At 58.9% G+C, this 18,415-nt stretch carries 21 protein-coding genes; 4 read left to right on the top strand and 17 right to left on the bottom strand.

The window, feature by feature from the left end; translation table 11 throughout:
• Positions 1-46: 46 nt before the first annotated feature.
• The gene (locus ACUN9V_RS01710) at positions 47-1,624 is read right to left on the bottom strand and encodes a BCCT family transporter (protein ID WP_445510122.1); all 1,578 of its coding nucleotides are present in this window, start codon (positions 1,622-1,624) and stop codon (positions 47-49) included.
• 191 nt (positions 1,625-1,815) lie between these two features.
• On the bottom strand, positions 1,816-3,393 hold the full coding sequence (locus ACUN9V_RS01705) for a BCCT family transporter (protein WP_445510121.1): 1,578 nt from the start codon (positions 3,391-3,393) through the stop codon (positions 1,816-1,818).
• Between the two features lie 178 nt (positions 3,394-3,571).
• Here ACUN9V_RS01705 and ACUN9V_RS01700 point away from each other — a divergent pair, with 178 nt between their 5' ends.
• Positions 3,572-3,850 (top strand): hypothetical protein, encoded by a 279-nt coding sequence (locus ACUN9V_RS01700; RefSeq protein WP_075562662.1) that lies wholly within the window; start codon positions 3,572-3,574, stop codon positions 3,848-3,850.
• A gap of 10 nt (positions 3,851-3,860) precedes the next feature.
• Here ACUN9V_RS01700 and ACUN9V_RS01695 read toward each other — a convergent pair whose 3' ends face one another.
• Complete coding sequence (locus ACUN9V_RS01695) at positions 3,861-4,166, bottom strand: hypothetical protein (RefSeq protein WP_445510120.1); 306 nt, start codon at positions 4,164-4,166, stop codon at positions 3,861-3,863.
• 157 nt (positions 4,167-4,323) lie between these two features.
• On the opposite strand from ACUN9V_RS01695, the gene ACUN9V_RS01690 reads away from it, so the two are divergent.
• A complete protein-coding gene (locus tag ACUN9V_RS01690; protein WP_075562664.1) occupies positions 4,324-4,587 on the top strand; it encodes a type B 50S ribosomal protein L31 in 264 nt (87 codons plus the stop codon).
• 69 nt (positions 4,588-4,656) lie between these two features.
• On the opposite strand, the gene ACUN9V_RS01685 is transcribed toward ACUN9V_RS01690, so the two are convergent.
• The 3 genes from ACUN9V_RS01685 to ACUN9V_RS01675 form a co-directional block, all read right to left on the bottom strand.
• Positions 4,657-5,175 (bottom strand): GNAT family N-acetyltransferase, encoded by a 519-nt coding sequence (locus tag ACUN9V_RS01685; RefSeq protein ID WP_445510119.1) that lies wholly within the window; start codon positions 5,173-5,175, stop codon positions 4,657-4,659.
• A 146-nt stretch (positions 5,176-5,321) separates the two neighbouring features.
• Positions 5,322-5,525 carry a cold-shock protein gene (locus tag ACUN9V_RS01680; RefSeq protein ID WP_071229947.1) on the bottom strand — a complete coding sequence of 68 codons (204 nt, stop codon included), beginning with the start codon at positions 5,523-5,525 and terminating at the stop codon, positions 5,322-5,324.
• A 377-nt stretch (positions 5,526-5,902) separates the two neighbouring features.
• Positions 5,903-6,760 carry a LysR family transcriptional regulator gene (locus tag ACUN9V_RS01675; RefSeq protein WP_445510118.1) on the bottom strand — a complete coding sequence of 286 codons (858 nt, stop codon included), beginning with the start codon at positions 6,758-6,760 and terminating at the stop codon, positions 5,903-5,905.
• A gap of 145 nt (positions 6,761-6,905) precedes the next feature.
• Between ACUN9V_RS01675 and ACUN9V_RS01670 the strand changes: the two genes are divergently transcribed.
• Entirely contained in the window at positions 6,906-7,751 is an 846-nt protein-coding gene (locus ACUN9V_RS01670; RefSeq protein WP_445510117.1) for an alpha/beta fold hydrolase, read from the top strand.
• On the opposite strand, the gene ACUN9V_RS01665 is transcribed toward ACUN9V_RS01670, so the two are convergent.
• From ACUN9V_RS01665 to ACUN9V_RS01640, 6 genes are all read right to left on the bottom strand, one after another.
• On the bottom strand, positions 7,738-8,178 hold the full coding sequence (locus ACUN9V_RS01665; protein WP_445510116.1) for a hypothetical protein: 441 nt from the start codon (positions 8,176-8,178) through the stop codon (positions 7,738-7,740). The two genes, ACUN9V_RS01670 and ACUN9V_RS01665, sit on opposite strands and share 14 nt — an antisense overlap.
• A gap of 327 nt (positions 8,179-8,505) precedes the next feature.
• Positions 8,506-8,865, bottom strand: a complete 360-nt coding sequence (locus ACUN9V_RS01660; RefSeq protein ID WP_445510115.1) for a hypothetical protein — start codon at positions 8,863-8,865, stop codon at positions 8,506-8,508.
• A gap of 127 nt (positions 8,866-8,992) precedes the next feature.
• A complete protein-coding gene (locus tag ACUN9V_RS01655; RefSeq protein WP_445510114.1) occupies positions 8,993-9,949 on the bottom strand; it encodes a hypothetical protein in 957 nt (318 codons plus the stop codon).
• 84 nt (positions 9,950-10,033) lie between these two features.
• On the bottom strand, positions 10,034-10,783 hold the full coding sequence (locus ACUN9V_RS01650) for a hypothetical protein (protein ID WP_445510113.1): 750 nt from the start codon (positions 10,781-10,783) through the stop codon (positions 10,034-10,036).
• A 642-nt stretch (positions 10,784-11,425) separates the two neighbouring features.
• Entirely contained in the window at positions 11,426-11,605 is a 180-nt protein-coding gene (locus tag ACUN9V_RS01645; protein ID WP_139313640.1) for a hypothetical protein, read from the bottom strand.
• Positions 11,606-11,741: 136 nt separating this feature from the next.
• On the bottom strand, positions 11,742-12,485 hold the full coding sequence (locus ACUN9V_RS01640; RefSeq protein WP_445510112.1) for a sulfite exporter TauE/SafE family protein: 744 nt from the start codon (positions 12,483-12,485) through the stop codon (positions 11,742-11,744).
• A gap of 169 nt (positions 12,486-12,654) precedes the next feature.
• Between ACUN9V_RS01640 and lpcA the strand changes: the two genes are divergently transcribed.
• Complete coding sequence (gene lpcA, locus ACUN9V_RS01635) at positions 12,655-13,233, top strand: D-sedoheptulose 7-phosphate isomerase (protein ID WP_445510111.1); 579 nt, start codon at positions 12,655-12,657, stop codon at positions 13,231-13,233.
• A gap of 606 nt (positions 13,234-13,839) precedes the next feature.
• Here the strand turns inward: lpcA and ACUN9V_RS01630 are convergent.
• From ACUN9V_RS01630 to ACUN9V_RS01610, 5 genes are all read right to left on the bottom strand, one after another.
• Positions 13,840-14,763 (bottom strand): hypothetical protein, encoded by a 924-nt coding sequence (locus ACUN9V_RS01630; RefSeq protein ID WP_445510110.1) that lies wholly within the window; start codon positions 14,761-14,763, stop codon positions 13,840-13,842.
• 125 nt (positions 14,764-14,888) lie between these two features.
• Positions 14,889-16,664 (bottom strand): DUF927 domain-containing protein, encoded by a 1,776-nt coding sequence (locus ACUN9V_RS01625; protein ID WP_445510109.1) that lies wholly within the window; start codon positions 16,662-16,664, stop codon positions 14,889-14,891.
• The gene (locus ACUN9V_RS01620; protein WP_445510108.1) at positions 16,657-17,739 is read right to left on the bottom strand and encodes a toprim domain-containing protein; all 1,083 of its coding nucleotides are present in this window, start codon (positions 17,737-17,739) and stop codon (positions 16,657-16,659) included. The genes ACUN9V_RS01625 and ACUN9V_RS01620 overlap by 8 nt, the downstream gene beginning before the upstream one ends.
• On the bottom strand, positions 17,732-18,043 hold the full coding sequence (locus tag ACUN9V_RS01615; protein WP_110693630.1) for a hypothetical protein: 312 nt from the start codon (positions 18,041-18,043) through the stop codon (positions 17,732-17,734). The genes ACUN9V_RS01620 and ACUN9V_RS01615 overlap by 8 nt, the downstream gene beginning before the upstream one ends.
• Complete coding sequence (locus ACUN9V_RS01610; protein WP_445510107.1) at positions 18,036-18,275, bottom strand: hypothetical protein; 240 nt, start codon at positions 18,273-18,275, stop codon at positions 18,036-18,038. The genes ACUN9V_RS01615 and ACUN9V_RS01610 overlap by 8 nt, the downstream gene beginning before the upstream one ends.
• Between the last annotated feature and the right edge of the window lie 140 nt (positions 18,276-18,415).

The following is an 18,415-nucleotide window of genomic DNA, read 5'->3' as shown; positions in this document are numbered from 1 at the left end:
GTCGTCTTGTCAGGCTCGTCTTGTCAGGACCAGAATCCGAATGCTGTCAGCGTGATGGCGCCGTTGCGGGCGATTCGCCGAGCACGCCCTGCGCTCTTGCCATTGCATAGGCCGCCTTGGGGCCATGCCATAACGTAGGGACCAGGATCAGTGCCACCGGCACCGCGGGGATCACCAGAAACTGCTGCAGTACGCTGACCTGGCCTTCGCCCATGGCCAGCAGAATCGCCGCCATCAACGCGAAAACGATACCCCAGAATGCCCGCAGCGCGGTGCTCGGCTCATCGTTGCCGGCACACACCACGGAGACGGCATAGCTCATCGAGTCACCGGTGGTGGCCACGAACACGGTGGTCAGCACGAGCACGGCCAGCGCCATCCAGGTGCCGCCGGGCAGTGCCTGGGCGACGGTCAAGGTGGCGATATCGAACTGGAAGCTCTTCAGCGGTTCGGCGAGATCGATCGCGCCGCTCAGCTGGTAGAAAATGCCCGAACCGCCCAGCAGCGTGAACCAGACCGTGGTGACGATGGGCGCCAGCACGGCCGTGGCAATGATCATTTCACGCACCGTCCGCCCGCGGGAGATCCGAGTGACGAAGATCGCCATCGGCGGCGCGAAACCAATGAACCAGGCAAAGAAGAAGACCGTCCACCACTTCATCCAGCTCGGTGACGCCGTGACCGTGGTCATGGTCGACATTTCGAAGAAGTGCCCAAGATAGGTACCGAAACCCTGGAACCAGCTGTCGACCAGGAACTGCGTCGGCCCGAACAGCAGGATGATGGCGCCGATCACCAATGCCAGAATCACGTTCATACGGCTCAGAAACTGGATGCCGCGATCGATGCCGGTAACGGCCGAGGTCACGTAGATCGCACCCAGCACTGCCAGAATGCCCAGCTCGACCGCGTAGCCGCCCGGCAGACCGAACAGATCGTGAAGCCCGAAGCTCACCTGCGTGGCCAGAAAGCCCAGCGGCCCTACCGTACCCGCGGTGACGGCGATCGCGCAGATGGCATCGACCACGCCGCCGAGGAACCCCTTCACCAGCCGGTCGCCGAAGACCGGCGCCAGCAGCGTCCTCGGCTGCAAAGGCATGCCACGCTGATAGTGCTGATGCGACAAAATCGCCACCGGCAGCGTGCCGAGAATCGCCCAGCCAGTGAACCCCCAATGGAAAAAGGCCTGGGCCAGCGCGTTGGGAATGGCTTCCGCGGTGCCGGGCTGGGAGTCGAACGCCGGCGGCGTGACCACGAAGTGATAGATCGGCTCGCCTGCGGCGAAGAACACCCCGCCACCTGCCAGCAGCGTACACAGAATGATCGATACCCACCGGAACGTGCTCATGTCGGGCCGTGATTGCGAACCGATTCGCGCGCGCCCGGCCGGCGAGACGGCGACACCGATGGCAATGAAAAACGTCAGCAGCATCAGCAGCTGGAACAGGCTGCCAAAGGTCTTGGCGGACCAGGTAAAGCCGATATCGATCACCTGGGCGACCGTATCCGGCGCGATTGCCGATGCGGCCAGAAAGATCAGGATGAAACCGATGGTCAGTACAAGTACGACGGGATCGCCAAAACGGCCACCCTGCATCGATGGCACGTTGGTGTCGGAGGTCATATCAGAGGGAGGGTTCTTTAGGCATGAAGCGCGCCACAATACCGACCTTAGTCGTAGATCGCAAATCCAACCGCCGCCCTTTTTCCCACTTCGCTTTTCCAACTTCTCTGCGCCAACAATCTCGCCCCCTACCAAAAACGCCCCCGATGACCAGCTACCGTGGGCGTTGCACTCATGGATTGGCGATGGGGTCAGTCAGCGAGCCCGGCCGCGCGGGTATCGCCTAGCAGGCCCTGCTCTCGCGCCATCGCGTAGGCGGACTTCGGTCCGTGCCAGAGGGTCGGCAGCAGCACCAGTGACACGGGAATCGCCGAAATCACGATGAATTGCTGGAGTACGCTGATCTGACCGGCGCCCATCTTCAGCAATATCGCCGCCATCAATGCCATCGCCACGCCCCAGAAAGCGCGCAGCGCGGGCTTGGGCTCATCATGACCCGCGCACACCACGGAAATGGCATAGCTCATTGAATCTCCCGTGGTCGCCACGAAGATCGTGGTCAGCAGCAGAATCGCCAACGCCATGAAGACACCGCCCGGCAACGCCTGCGCTACCGTCAGCGTGGCGACGTCGAAACGGAAGTTCTGCAACGGTTCGGTGAGGTCGATGAGGCCATGAAGCTGGTAGAAGATCCCTGAACCCCCGAGCAGCGTGAACCATGCCGTGGTCGCCAGCGGCGCAAGAATCGCGACGGCAACGATCATTTCGCGAATGCTGCGGCCTTTGGAGATCCGCGCCACGAAGATCGCCATCAACGGCGCGTAGCCGATGAACCAGGCGAAGAAGAACACCGTCCACCATTTCATCCACCAGGCCGGCGCGGTCTGTGCGGTCATCGAAGCCATCTCGAAGAACGACCCCAAATAAGTGCCGAAGCCCTGGAACCAGGCATCGGCGAGAAATTGCGTCGGACCGAACACCAAAATCACTGCCGCGATGGCCATCGCCAGAATCACGTTGAAACGACTGAGAATCTGAATGCCTCGATCGATCCCCGTCACCGCTGAGGTCACGTAGATAGCGCCCAGAATCGCCATGATGATCAACTGGGTGCCGTAGCCGTCCATCAGGCCGAAAAGCTCATGAAAGCCGAAGCTGACCTGGGTAGCGAGAAAGCCGATCGGGCCGACCGTACCCGCCACCAGCGCGATGACACAGACCGCATCGACCACGCTGCCCAGCACGCCACGGACTCGACGTTCGCCAATCATCGGCGCCAGCAGCGTGCGCGGCTGAAGCGGCAGCCCGCGATGATAATGCTGATGCGCCAGCACGATGGCCGGCAGCGTGCCGAGTACGGCCCAGGCCAGAAAGCCCCAATGCATGAATGATTGTGCCAGGGCAGCCGGGACGGCAGCCGCGGTATCGGGTTCGGTATCGAAGGCCGGGGGCGTGACTACGAAATGGTAGACCGGCTCGCCGGCGGCGAAGAACACGCCGCCACCTGCCAGCAGGGTACACAGGATGATCGAGATCCATTTGAACGTGCTCATCTCGGGGCGATCCGTGCCGCCGATGCGCGCGCGGCCGGCTGGCGAGATCGCGATACCGAGCGCGATGAAGAACGTCAGTAGCAGCAGCAACTGGAAAAAACTGCCGAACGTTGCGGCTGTCCAGGTGAAGCCGGCGCCAATGGCATCAGTCACAGCGTCGGGAGAGATCGCTGAAAACAGCACAAATGCGACGATGAAACCGATGGTCAGTACTAGAACCACGGGATCGCCAAATTGGCCACGCCGAGCGGCCGGCATGTTGTTGTCGGAGGTCATATCAGATCGGTTCTTTAAGCATGAAGGGCTAGACCCTACCGACCTTGGTCGTAGACCGCAAATGTGTCCAACGCCTTTGCTGCACAAGCAAATGCCGATCTACAACAAAAAGCCAATGGTGAAATGCTGCGAATTGGTTCTAATCTCAGAGTGAACTTCGCCGTCGGGGGTACGATCCATGAAAAGCACGTCGTTCATCACGGAAAGTCTGCTGCTTCGCTGTCGCAGAGAACAAGCCAACCAGTTCAAGCGTTCGCGGCAAAGCTTCGACCCAACCTCTCTCGATGATCGCAAGGAGCTTTCGCTACTGGTGGAGGAAGCGATCCGCGAAGGCGAGAACTATACCTCCATCGTCCACGGCCATCGCGATATCGGCCTGACAGAGCGCGACCTGCAGGATCTCATCGGTCCCGAAAATGCCATTCGCGAACGCATCGACCGCTTTCAGCAGATTTGACCCTCCTGTATTAGCCCTCGCAGTGACGCCGATATCGCTCGGATTCGGCGTCCAGGGTCACGCGCTCGTTGACCTTGCTATAGTAAAAAGGTGAGGCGTCTCGGCCATGTTCGGCAGTCTGATAAAGCCCGCACACGCCGTAGCCCTTCTGCACCTCCTTCATTGCCTGCAACTCGATCTCGCGGTCGGAGCCCAGTTGCTGTGAAATCAGCGCCTTGATGTCGTCATCGACTTGGCTGTCCGAGATGGCCTGGCCGCCGAAGATGATGGCGGCTACCACCAATATGGCGACGACGGGAATGTAGAGGTTGTGCATGCAGAGTCGTTATCTGGCTGATAGGTGAGACGCGATGATAACGGATCACGTCTCGATGCGCACAAGCCAGGCTGGTCTGGCCTCACCCGGCAGGAAAGATTGCCCAAAACATCAATTATGTAATAACATAACAAAATTACCCGAACAGGAGATTCCCATGAAAAACGGCATTCATCCCGACTATCGCCAGATCATCTTCCACGACACCAGCGTCAACGAGTACTTCAAGATTGGTTCGACCATGACCTCGGACGAAACGATCGAGTGGGAAGACGGCAACACCTACCCGCTCGTTCATCTCGACATCTCCTCGGCCTCGCACCCGTTCTACACCGGGAAGCAGCGCGAGGTCGGCACCGAAGGCCGCGCCGCGCAGTTCAAGCGCCGCTTCGGCAGCATCGCTGCGCGTCGCCAGAGCTAAGCAGTATCTTCAGCCACCCCCAGCCGATCTAGCAGCTGGGGGTTTTGGTCTATCGCGTGCTACGCGCTTTTACCCGTCCTGCCGCCGCATCAGGTGCTTCTGCATCCATAAAGCGCTGAGGTACTGGCCGTTCTTGATCGCATAGTCCTCGAAGATCCCGACGCGACGAAATCCGAATTTCTCATGCAGCGCTATGGAGCTTTCATTCGGTAAGGCAATACCTGCGACGGCGAGATTCAGCTCCTGTTCACTCAGACGGCTGAATAACGCTGAATAAAGTCGTGTGCCGATACCGCGTCTTGCCCTGTCAGGAGCCAGGTAGATGGTGGTTTCCACCGTTTGGCAAAACGCCGAGGTCTTACGATAGGGTTGCGAACCCGCGAAGCCTTCGACCTGACCCCCTTCCACAGCCACGAGCAGCTGATACCGTGAGTTCCTAGCAAACAGGGAAAACCACTCCCGCCTATCTACCAGTGTCAGGGGCGACGTTTCGAATCGGGCATTGGTGTGCAGGATATAGTGATTGAAGATATCCGTGATGGCGGAGAGGTGGTGACTGTCGGCGTCGACGATCTGCATGGCGGCCATGCCTTGAAAGGTCCCGTGGCCTGCCTGAAGCTCGGAGGCAGGAACGTCAATGAATAATATGAACACACAAAAACACCAAGGCCCGCGTTAGCGGGCCTTGGTGCTGGAAGCTCTATCGCCCTAAGGCGAAGAATCTACCGAAAGTCTTAGAGCGGCTTGATGTTAGCAGCCTGAAGACCTTTTTTGCCCTGAGTGACGTCGAAAGAAACTTCCTGACCGTCCTGCAGAGACTTGAAGCCGTCGGCTTGGATCTCGGAGAAGTGTGCGAACAGGTCGTCGCCACCGTCTGCCGGAGAAATGAAGCCAAAGCCTTTAGTGTCGTTGAACCACTTAACTGTGCCAGTTGCCATGTTACGAATTCCTTTAATGCGCTTAACGCTTAATTACGATTGCCGGGTGCTACCCGATATAGTGGGTAAAACAAGGGGATATAACCAGGCTACCGAATGATTCGAGTGCAACTGACAATATGCGACTTGCTAACCAACTAGGCCGTCAGTTTGCGCTCTCATCGTCACCCCGTCAACCCCTGTGTTCATCGGAAAGCGAGAAACTTTCCATCTCGGCCTACAGACCGAAATTTTCCCCACAGAGAGATCATAGCCTCTCTTCCCTCACTTCGCAGCCTGCACTCTCAAATGTTCGGCTGCAAGGTGCGATTGACACGAGTGTAAGCCTCTCCCGCGCTAGCGCTGACCCGGCGACATCCCCACGCCACCTCTCTTTTTCAGACGCGATCAGTCTCTCCAGAAATCGCCTCGACCAACCCAAGAACCGCACTGGAGTATCTCTTGCGCCCGGTTCGGATGACGTAAACGATCGGCGGCGGCTCAGGAAACGCGGCCTTCATGATCTCCAACTCGGGTGTGATGTGGCGGCTATTCAAGAGTGTCACGCCCAACCCGGAGAGCACTGCCGACACGACACCAGCGATGCTCCCGCAGGTCATGACGGTAGTGAAACCCGGGGGGTGCGACTGCCCGACCTCCATCGCCCACTGACGGTAGAAACAGTCATCATCGAACGCAACGAGCGGTAACGGTCGACCCGTATCAAGCGAAAGATCCGGCGATTTCACCCAATGCAGCGGTTCCCGGGCAACCACCACATCCGAAGCTCGCTGACGATGCTCGAACAGCTGTAGAAAGCCGACATCAATCTCGCCCCGGTCGAGCTGACCTTCGATGGTCAGGCTCTGACTGACGCGCGTCTGCACCGCAACCTCCGGATGACGCCGGGCGAATCTTCCCAGAATGCGTGACAGACCGCCGCTGGTCGCATCCTCGGTGACACCTAGCCGGATTCGTCCGCTCAATGGCACCGTCCCCAGGCTGACTATCGCCTCGTCATGCAGCTCCAGAATGCGGCGTGCGTAACGCAACAGTTTTACGCCCTCGGGGGTCAACAATGGCGCTCCGGTGCGCCTCGCCAACAGCTCGCAACCCAGCGCCGTCTCGAGCCGCCGAATCTTGTGCGAGACGGCCGACTGCGTCAGCGCCAGGGAATGGGCACCCCGCGTGATGCCGCCCTGATCGACAACGGCCTGCAGTGCCTGCAACGCCCCCATTTCCAGTCTTGCACTCACTTGCGTCACTCCCAGAGACCGAGCCATACGCGAAGCACGTCAAGGCCAACATGACAAATATCGATTATCATCGTGAAATAACTCATTTGAGTCATGCTGCCAAGTCTCGCAAGCTCATCGAGACACCTCAAGCCGGAGCTGGAACATGAAACCCATCGCGATCGACAACGTATTGATCGACGGCAAACGTATCGCTCACGGCGCCTACGGCAAGGGCGACCCCATCGTGCTGCTGCATGGCACGCCCTTCTCTTCTCTCATCTGGCGCCATGTGATGCCCAGGCTGGTCGAGGCCGGCTACCGCGTTCATCTCTTCGATCTGCTGGGTTACGGTCACTCCGAGCGCCCCTGGGACCCTTCGGTCGACACCTCGATTTCCGCTCAGGTCCCGGTGCTGGAAAAGCTGATGGATCACTGGGGGCTGGAGACAGCGCATCTCGTCGCGCATGACTTCGGCGGCGGCATCGCCCAACGTTTCGGCATTTTCCAGCCCCACCGAGTGCGCTCGCTCATGCTCATCGACGTGGTGAGTTACGACAGCTACCCCTCGCCACGCACCCGCCAACAGATGGCTGCAGGGCTGGAAAGGCTGATCAAGGTTCCCGATGACGAACACCGCGCCCACTTTCGCGAGTGGCTGCTGACCGCCGTTCATCACCAGAGCGCGCTGGAAGCTTCCGCGCTCGATATCTACCTCGACTTCATCAGCGGCCCGATCGGCCAGCCCAGCCTGTTCCAGCATCAGATACGCCACTACGACCCAAAGCATACGTTGGAAGTGGCTGAACGATTGCGCGAGCTGGGCAACCTGCCGGTCAAGCTGATATGGGGTGCGGACGATGCCTGGCAGAGCGTGGATTACGCTCACCGCCTGAATACGGACATTCCGGGTTCGGAACTCACCGTTCTGGAGAACTGCGGCCATTTTTCGCCCGAGGACCAACCGGACGCCATCGCCCAATTGGTGATCGAGTTCATCAACCGGCACTGATCGATATCGTCGTTTCGGCCAGCGCCTTGAGCGCAGCCAGATCACGGCGGACCCAATCGGCATCGCGCTGAAATGTCGCTTCATCCGCTGCTTCATCCATCAGAGGAAGACGAAAGAGCGTCAGTTGGACTTCCGCGCCATCGCCGTTGGCGATAATGCGCAGCGGCACATAGATCTCCTGCCTGACCTCCTGCCCGTCTTCCAGCTCGACCCAATGATCCATGACGCCGTAAGGGTTATGCGGCGTAAAGCGGATGAAGACCGAGCCCTCCGGGCCTTGCGTCAACCAGCGCTCGCCCTGCCGGCTGAGTTGGGATTGGCTCAGCCCGGAAGCCCACAGAGGAAAAGCCTCCGGCCGCCAAAAGACTTCATAGACAGACTGCCAGGGGCAATCGACGGTGAGACTGATCGTGATCGCATCGTGCATGGCCTTAGCCTTCATATAGAGGAAGGATCACGATAGTCACGTCGATGAGCGGACAGAATTGGGTATTCGTCGAGAGTCAGGTCAAGCGCAAGAATAAGCCACGAAGGCCGAGGCAGGACTCTAAAAACTACCTAGGTGCATGATTTATATATAGTTTACAGACACAGGAACATCGCTATATGCCACTCGGTATGCCATTACCTCTGTAAGAGAGTTGGCCTCAAGGCGGCTTACGGTCACATGCAGCTATAGGAAATACAACTCAGTCCAGAAGGGGCCGAGTGAAACGAGGTCCAGCGCATAAACCGCGCGAACTTGATGGATTGGTTATATGGCTTCCCGGAACAGATCACCGTACCCCCAGATAACTGTGCCTATGATAGCCAGCGCTGCGCCAAGGTATTGTGCTATGCGATAGCGTAATTTGAATCTCTCACTCAGCTCTGTCTGATCGCTTACAACGATTCCTGATAGATTGATGTGCTCGTTTACTTTAGAGAGGCTGTACTCCGTCCAGACACCAAAAATAACGCTGATTGATCCACTACGCTGAAACCAGATATCAGCCGCTTCGCTTTCGGGCCGGAAAAATGAAAAATATGCAACCACTGGAATTAACCCCCCTAAGATAATTAGTGGAACACAACTCCATAGCGCTTTAACCACCTGTCTTTCTTCCTGTTTCATCCCTTTCCCCGAGTTTTTTTCATTCATGGCTCACACATAACGCAGGTTAGCAAACTCTGTAGAAGCTGGAGGCGAAGCCGCAATGTAGTAGACGCCGCCGAGACTGGCCTTATTAGGCAGTTGACCGTCAAAAGAATGGCTCCTCAACGAGTTCCGAGGGGCTAACCTTTGCTTTGATAGAGTATTTGTCATTTATATCATTCACCAAGGCAACGAACCAGCTTGGCGCTAGTGGGGAAACGAAGACATCTTCTATGAGAACATTTAGATCGCAGAGAGTGATTTTACCGGATTCCTGACACCTAAAGTCCGAAAAAATAGCCCTAACCTCTCTTTCATGCTCAAAAGATCTACGCTTCCGCCAGAACGAATCGTTAACACCAGCATAACTTCTTTCCATATCCAAATACTTTATGCGACCGATGTCTATCGACGGGTTCCTCCCTAGAGCTGTATATAAGCTTTGACATGAAGTTCGTATGGCCACCGCATTGGCCAGAAAACTTGAATATAGGCGCCACATCGCTTCCGACTCGTATTCACTTTCATGCCAACAACTTATAAACGTCTGTTTTCTTCTGGACTCCCCCACGGCTCCCATGTCTCGGAGTAACTTGTGAGCTTGCTCATCTATTTCGCTATCTGAAAACTTGCACTCATGGCCTTCTGGTGGGCTTTTTATAGCTTCACGAAAAAATTTTAAGTAATACTCGTCCCAGCGTGATTTATTTCGCCTAAACCCCTTCGCACCCTCAAAGGTGTCTTCAAAGCAATCGGCGGAGGCAAAATACAAACCTCCAGAAGAAAGTAAAGCCACATACTTCGTAAAATCCATATACCTCCAAAGCTTGCTGGAGGGATCGGGAATTTCATAGGGTCTGGGTTTAAAATAGTAACGTACCGCGGTTTCTTTAAGCTGCTTTGAACAGCCGTCACATAGGTAGAGGGGCTCTCCATTCTGGCTATATCCAAGGTGGGATGTGTCGGCCTCTTTGAACTTATAGTTGCACGAAAAACAATGGTCGTGATGCTCGAATGCCAGGCGCCGAAGCTCAGTCGTCAACCTATGAGTCATTTTCAGCATGATTTGCCTAACGCCGCCAGCACGCGCGGCTTTGTAGTGAAGACGAAAGCCGCAACGAAGAAGCCGTCGCTGTGACTGGACTTATCAATTTTTTTCCCTAAGCACTGTCCGAGTGAATTCACTACACACGCCTGCGATCTGTGATAACAGATCCGGTTTATGCTCTCTGTAGAGCACAACATAGGGTTTTAGCCGCTTTTTAAGGGCGAGGGGGTATAGTAGCGACTCATAATATAGCCTTCCCAACAGCCAAATCGTCCGGATTCGGAGGCGCCCAAGAGCATCAAGGTTTTCTATCCCAGACAAAAGCAACCGCTCCTCATGCTCTTTGAACATTGTTTCGATGGGAGTGATATCAGAGGTTGGGGCTTGTTCAGCATAGCCAGATAGTGATTTATGGTCCCATAAGTGGGAAAATTTATTCCTGACCTTTCTCAGCGAATCCATGTCTTTCAATATATCTTCACTCATCCAGCCAAAGGCGTAGGCAACTTGTATTCTCTTTGACAGACTTGAGAATGGCCCGTACCCAGAAAAGAGGCTGTTTCTGCCTCCCGGGATGCCCTTTGCCACTTCACGCTTGTACATTTCATCAAGCACTTCGTCAGCAAATGCGCAAGCGATTACTGGGATAAGCCTTTCATCATCAGAGGCTATGGCATCACATACCCTGTTTAATCTCGACACATCGTGAGATTGAGAATTAACTTCCGCTGCAAATTTCTTTGCCTGATCCCTCTCGAATGCCTTTGTATAATTTCGATAAACTTGCAGGCCATTTTTTTCAACATCGCTCATTGCAAGCGCCGCGATATCGTCATCCCATTCGGACATGCTTGTGCCCCCAGGAAATTCAGCAGGTATTAGGTAGCAGGCGCGTTTCTCACTTGAACGAGCGTGCGCGTTTAATATTCTTATGATGCAACGTTAACCATCTGGTTCTAACGCGAATTTTAATAAAGGCTGCATAACATCACTAAACGAGCTTGCTGCCTTTGCCTGCATATCTTCTTTGATGCGAAACCCGTTAGACCTCTCAAGCTCTCCCAAGAATATCCTTTGTATCAATCTGCCACATTTTGTTTCACTTCTCTATCCACCATCTCCCGCCTTTCGTCGAACAGGCTGCAAAACGCATCATTCCGCATCGTTTTTCAAGAACCGGAATCGCCCCGTCGCCCCAGCAACCGTGCGGCTTGGAGCTCTCTGCAACGCTGCATCAAAACCGACCCATTTAGCGCGCAGGCGGGGCGGGGAGTCGACAGCGCGCGGCGGGGTTCGGCAGAGCACAAACCAGAGGATGGCCACAGGGGCCGATGACGCCTATTCGCTCGCCCGATAAGGGCCAAGGCTGGGGTAGGTAGAGGCAGTGCGTGAAGAGGCGCTATGAGAGGGAAGGCGGGATGGCTGAGAGCGCCCATTGCTTCATCGCCCTCCCCCCTTTCAGGCTGGTGGGCTCTCAGCCCATCGGAATGATCAAGATGGACGTGCGTCCTTCTCGTCTTTCTTTTCTCGGTTGACTGCTGGCGTCGTCGTTACGACCTGGCGCGCATCCTTGGAAGAAGGCGATAGGCGGTTATCGATATGGCTCAACACCATGAGCTGCACGACAAGGAAGCACACGCAGAAAATCACGCCTTTAATCATTCGATTCATACCCAGTCATTGATAGTCAATCAGCGAAATTAGCACATCGCTGGCCAGCCCCACTATTGCCTATTCGTAACCCAGCAGCGTGACGGCTCTGCAACGGGTTTCGCCCTTACGCGCGTCCTGAATGGCGCTACCCGCCCTATGCCAGGGCGGTTTTGCTGACCAGCACGACGCCGAAAGCGATCAGCATCAGCAGCACCACTTTGCGGAAGGTGTCGGCATCCATCCGCTGGCGCACGACACCGCCGATCTTGGTGCCGACGTAGACGGGTATCAGCCCCAACAACGAGATCCAGACCGATTCGACCGTCATGAGCCCCAGCTTGGCCAGGCCCACGGCCATGATCAGGCTCGAGAGGCTGAAGGAGATATTGATCGCCTGAATAAACCGCTTGGGATCGAGCCGGAGCGCGAGCAGGAACGGCAGCACCGGCATGACTTGAGATCCGGTCATGCCATTCACCAGCCCGGTGAGAAGGCCGGACGCTGGCGCGAGCTTTCGGCCCAGGCTCTGCGATAACGGCTGGCCAGGGCGAAACAGCGTGAAAACGCCGTAGCCGATCAGCACCACACCCAGTATCGCGCCGGCGACCAGGCTATCGACCAGATCCAGCACGGCGAGGCCAATCAACAGGCCGGGAATGGTGGCAAGAAACATCGGCCAGAAGCGCCGCATCGTTTCGCCGAAGTGTCCTGCTTGCCTCATCACGATCGCGTTGCTGACCAGCGAGGGAATGATCACCAGCGGCATCGCGAATTTCAGCCCCAGCCCAAGCGCCAGGATGGGTAACGCGGATGTCGAGAATCCCAGGCCGGTCGCCCCTTTGACAAAGGCGGCCACGAGGTAGGCACAGGCGATGATCAGAATCGTCTCGAAAGTCACAGGGCATCCATGCTGAAGGTGGGCTCGCGGGAACTCGAGAGTGTGCGGCGCTCACCCCACGCTGACAAGATGACGGATGACTATCCGAAGCGCTGCATTACCGCATCGAGGGCCTTGGGCGTGTAGGCTTGCTATCCTCGCCAGCGAAGCCAGCTCAGAGGAAGCCCCCGTGGAACTGAAAGAGATCGTACGAGACCAGATGAACGAAGCCGCCGACGTGCTTTCCCGCTTCAGTCAGGATGAGACCCAGTTGGAAGCGGTCGGACAAGCAGCGGAGCTATTGGCGGCACGCTTCAAAGCCGGTGGAAAGGTTCTCGCTTGCGGCAATGGCGGTTCACACTGCGACGCCATGCATTTCGCCGAAGAACTCACCGGGCGCTTTCGGGAGAACCGCCGGGGCTTGCCGGCCATCGCCATTTCTGATCCCAGCCACCTCTCCTGTGTCGCCAATGACTTCGGCTACGAGTATGTCTTCTCACGCTATGTCGAAGCCGTAGGCAGGCAAGGAGACGTGCTGTTCGGCATTTCGACCTCGGGTAACTCCGAAACCATCATCAAAGCCGTCGAGACAGCCAGAGCCCAGAACATGAACGTCATACTGCTGACCGGCAAGGATGGCGGCAAATTGGCGGGGCTCGCCGACGTGGAAATCCGGGTTCCTCACTTCGGCTACGCCGACCGTATCCAGGAGATCCATATCAAGGTGATCCACTCGATCATTTTGATGGTCGAAAAACTGGTGGCGTGAAGGGCAAGACCTAACCCCATTCGCTCGCCAGGGGGCGAATGATCAGCCGCATGATTATGCAATTTGGCGCCCTCTCGTAGTCGATAACGTTTCTCATCTCCCCAATGCGTTATTACACACGTGATTTTTTAGTGGGAACAGTGGGAACACCGGGAACAAGGCTCAACCATGCGGGTTACAGGATGGGTACACCGTTCCCGGTTTTGGGAACAGTGGGAACAGAATCACCCTCTCTCTGGGTCAAGCGACACCCGTACCCATTGTTGTACCCACTTGTTCCCGTTTACACACTCCTTACTGGGAACAAGGGAACCGCTCAACCATGCGGGTTATAGCGCGGTGTTCCCACTGTTCCCGGTGTTCCCACTATTTTTGAGGTTCCTGTGAGAATTGACTCAGATGTTCCTGATTCCCACCTCGAACGTGTCGGATGCCAGCGATCATAGGATTAGGCAAGTCCCTTTCTCCTGGCGAGCGAATGGGTTTCGGGGCTGGGTCGCCGTGCCGGATCTTTCGACGACGCCGGGCGAGGCCTTCTGCACCACAAAAAAGCCCCGCACTTAGCGGGGCTGATTGCCGGTCGACCTATCGAGGCACTGGGCGTCGTCAATGCGCCGGCAATTCGAGTTGGGCCTGGAGTTCCTTGAGTCGCTGGGCGCGCTTGAGCGAGCTGCCGTACGCGTTACGTCCATCCTCGCAGGTCAGCGGCGCGATATCGGCCAGGCTTTCCGGCTGGGCGGCGTCGAGCTTACCCGGTCGCAGCCGCCACACCATCTCCCCAATGGCGGCATACTGGCGCTTGCGGATCTCGTGATCGAGGTGCTGGGTCTCCTGATTGTTCAGCTGGTGCTTGATGACGGTGCCAGGCTCGGCAGTGGTATCCACCTGGTAGTGGTGCGCCATATACGCCGCGTTGTTGCAAAGATCGGTCTCCACCCGGCCAAACAGCGCCGGCAGCGCAGCATAGAGCGCTTTGGCCTCGTCGGTATTGCATAGCGCCTCGGCGGCGGCCAATAGCGTTTGCTGGGTCATGACTTCGCTGGCTTCACTGCGAGCCCGCTGGAACTGCTCCCGGGCGACCTGGGTATGCAGGCGCAGCCATTCGACCTGGGGCGATAGCAGCTCGATCATGGCGTCGGTCTGCTCGACCTCGAGACGCCACTCCCGTTCGGCTTTCTGCTGTTCGCGGATCCCCTTGCCCTGCTTGCCGAAGTTCTCCAGAAACCCTTTGCGCCAGCTTTCCCCAGATTGGCGGGATTGATGCTCGGCGGCGTTGCGGGTCTTGCGCAGCCGCTCGAGTTCCTGGGCGGCCGGCTCCAGCCGCTCACGCTGATTGAGGTATTCGGTGCGGGCCTGCTCCAGTCGGGCACTCGCTTTCTCGGGCGTCAGCGCGTTGATGGCCGTGGTTTGCGGCAGGTAGTCGAGGCGCTGGCCTTGCAGTCGGGATTCGGTCGTCGTCATGGCGGCAGTCTCTCCGGTCGGTTGGGTGCGGGCTTGGGTGTCCTGGCTGTTCTCGTTCGTCGTAGTCATGCGGGTTGGCTCCTGGGTCACGGTGTCGGCGGTCGTCACCTGGGCGGCGCTGCCGCCCGGCTGGTGTTGGTTTGGGGCTGCCTCGGTCGGCACATTGGGAACGTGTGGGGCGTTGTCGGGTCGCATCAGGCACCGCCCTCCGGGTCGAGGCGGTCGGGATCGATGACAAAGAACCGCCCCATCCCTCCCCCTGGCAGGCGGTATTTCTTCTGCTTGCGGCCTTCGTCCATCTTGGCCAGCACGTCGTGCTGCCCGAGCGTGCGCAGGATGCGGGCACGGCTGTAGCCCTCGGCGGCCTCGGTGAGCGCGGCGCGGTTAAACAGGTAGAAGCGCTTGTCGCCCTCGATCTCGAAGTAACCGGCGCGGTGGCGCACGCTGGGATCGGCGAACTGGGCGTGGATGCTCGAGAACCGGCTATCCCCGTGCAGGGCGATGAAGTCGGACAGCGCAGACAGGATCTGGCGATCCTCGGCGTTACCGTCACCGATGGTGGCCAACCATTCGGCGAACAGCAGCCGACAGGCGTCGGTCGATGTCCCGGCCGGCCAGGGCAGGATGCCGCAGTCGCTGGCCAGCTCACCGGCCAGCGCCATCACCGCGAAGCGATCCGCCACCCGTCCCGCCTGGGAGCTCGAGACGTTGAACGCCTTGCGGATCTCGCCGAATCGCCACGTCAGGCCGTCGGCAATCTCGTCCTCAAGCAGCTTCTCGACCAGCGCGGGACCGACGTGGCCATAGTGTCGCCCGGCCGCGCCGGTCAGGGTGCGGTGGAAGGCTTCACCGCTGGTGCCGTGGACGTCATCGAAGGCACGGTGTTTACGGGTGCCGGCGTTGATGTCGACCATCCGTAGCTCCGCGCCGGCGTGGGCGGTATTGCCCGCCATGGCGGCGTGATCGCCCAGCGAGCGCTCGCCACTGGAGAGCGCGAGCAAGCGCCAGTAGTTCTTGGGCCGCCCTTCCCGTTCCCGGGTCATGGTGCCCTTGCCGGTGCCGTTGGCGATGGCGTAGGCGTGGCCCTGGATCTGCTTGGGGCTGGCTCGGCTCATCTCGTCGTTGATCATCACCGTGTCGTTGCGCGACGAGGCTTCGATCTCGACACCGCCCCCGGACATGTCCCAGGAGACCTTGAACCGATCCGCCGGGCCCCACACCGTGGCGGCAATGTCCTGGGCCAGCGATTTACCGCTCGAGGAGTCACCGACCAGATGCACGCCGCCGCCGTTGACGCCCACCTTCTTGAGTAGCGGGCCCGCCAGGGCGCAGCACACCGACAGGATCAGCACCGGGTTGCCCAGGCACGGCTCGGCGATCTCGCTTTGCCAGCCCTCGAGCGTGCCAAGGGTGTCGAAGATCCGCGCTTCACGGCCGGAACTGTGAAAACGCACGCGGTCACTGCCAATGATCCGGTTGGGCAACACGAACGCGCCGCTGCGCTCATGCCAGCCGGGGCGGGTGATCGTATCGAGCACCACCTGGGGCGTGTGGTGGCTGGCGATATAGGCCGGCACGTGTTTGCGGTGGTGGTACTCGATGACGAGCCCCTGACGCATCAGCGTCTTGAGCACGTCCTCGCCCTTCCCGGCGAGCGCTTCCATGGGGATGACACATTCGCGCTCTCGCCCTCGGTGCTGGAACTTCAGCAACCGGCCGATGCTGCCGTCATCGCTGTCGACGGTTTCGGCGGTGACGTGAAGCGGGCCGCACACCCACAGATCGAATGGCTGTCCCGGTTCGTCCGGGCTGGTCTGCTTGATGCCGTGATACCAGACGCCGGCGCGGAATACGCGACCATCAACGGTGGTCGGGCCGGCGTAGACCTCGAAGCCAGGCCGGGCGATGCCGATACGCTCCGGCGCGGCCGGTTCGCCGACCACGGTCAGATGGGGCTGTGACTCACTCATGATCACCTCCCGCGCTGTCGTTGTGGCTATCGTTGAGGGATTGGCTTTGGCCGGACTGGGACGCCTCATCGAGCCTGGCGCGGTGCCAGCGGTACAGGTCGTTGAAGTCGGTCAGATCCTCCGGACAGCCTTCCGGCCACTTGGGATAAAGCACCATCGCGCCCACGGCCAGTGCGGCATCGTTGGCCGCCTGCCGCCCGGGGTTGCCGGCCGTTTGGCGGTCGTCGTCACCGGCGATGACGATATCCAGCGAGCCATTGAGCGCAGCGCGCATGGTCTCGGCGACGGCGCGCAGGTTGCCGGCATTCATGGCGCACGCCACCGGGTCGCCGGTGAGGCGATGAAGCGTTGCCCCGGTCGCCCAGCCTTCACAGATGAACAGCCGGCCACCGGCGATGGGCTCGCCGATCAGGGAATAGGCACCCTGTACCTGCCCGCCCTTGAGAAAGCGCTTTTTGCCGTTGGGCAGGATCCATTGCAGGTTGACCAGCTCGCCCTGGGCGCAGAGCGGCACCAGCAGCCAGCCGCGCCGGCATTGACGCAGGCCATAGGCCGGAACGCCCCGGCTCATCAGATAGGGATGGGTGGTGCTGGCCGCCCTGGCGGCGTCCCACACCGTGCGAGCCCGGGCCGCCGCTTCCTGGCGAGCTAGGGCCTTTTCCGCGGCGAGACTCTCCAGCCGTTGGCGGTGGGCCTCGTCCGTAGCATCTGGAAACGCCGGGGCCGGTTGGGTCTCGGCACACGACGTGACGGGAGCCGCGCCCCAGCGGAACACGCCCAGCCCCAGGCGTCGATCGATCGCCATGGCGGCGTCGACCTGCCGGCAGCCGAACAGGTAGCTGTAGAGCGAGATCAGATCGCCACCGTGGGCGTTGCGGTCGGCAAAGTCGTTCCACTTGCCGGTCACGAGCGACACGCCGAACGAGCCGCTGGCGCGGTCGCCACGGGCGACGTTACGGGCCACCCACTCGCTGCCCTGGCGGCTGCCTTGCGGCAGCCACTCACGGGTCAGGGTTTCTGCGTAAGCCAGTGAGGCGCGAGACACACGCTGGATCTTGGCGACGACTTCAGACATGGCCACCTCCCGCGTTCTGACGCCGGGTCGCCGCACGCGCATCCAGGTCTTGCTGACGCGCCGCTGCCAGTAGGTCGCAGGCGTCACCGACGAGAAATCGCGACACCATGGCCAGATTGGAGAGATCCACCGAGGTCAGATCGTTGTCTCGGCCGTTCATGGTCGAGAGCGTGAACATCAGATCCTTGATCGCGTCGAGGCGCATCTCCGCGTTGTCCAGCAACGTCTCGCGGTCGGTGCGCGGATCGATCAACAGGCATTCGGATTCGGTCAGGCAGTTGGCTTGTTCGAGGCGCTTATCCATGACGCATCTCCTCGGCCATCAGGTCGTCGAGATCGGCCAGGAACTGCTGTCGTTCTTCCGGCGTGATCGCGCCCAGCTCGGCGGCCATGCGGGTCATGCCCAGCAGATGCGCGAGTTGATCGGGACGGCGATTGACGCGGAAAGCGATCAGCTTGGCACCGATAACGGCGGTAGCGATTTGATGCGGGGGAATAACGGATCGTGCGGACGTACGGGGGGCGTGTTCTGCCATGGGACTAGCTCCTTGAGTATCTTCGGAGCCGCCAAAAATCCTTTCCACAAGATAGGTGGCGACTGTACGCGGGGTGGAAAACCGGCACTCAAGGAAACCGGCCGGGCCGAAGCCCGCCCACGCACAGCCGCCATAACGAC

Source organism: Salinicola sp. V024 (assembly GCF_052645315.1).
This window is presented reverse-complemented; position numbering and strand designations above follow the sequence as displayed.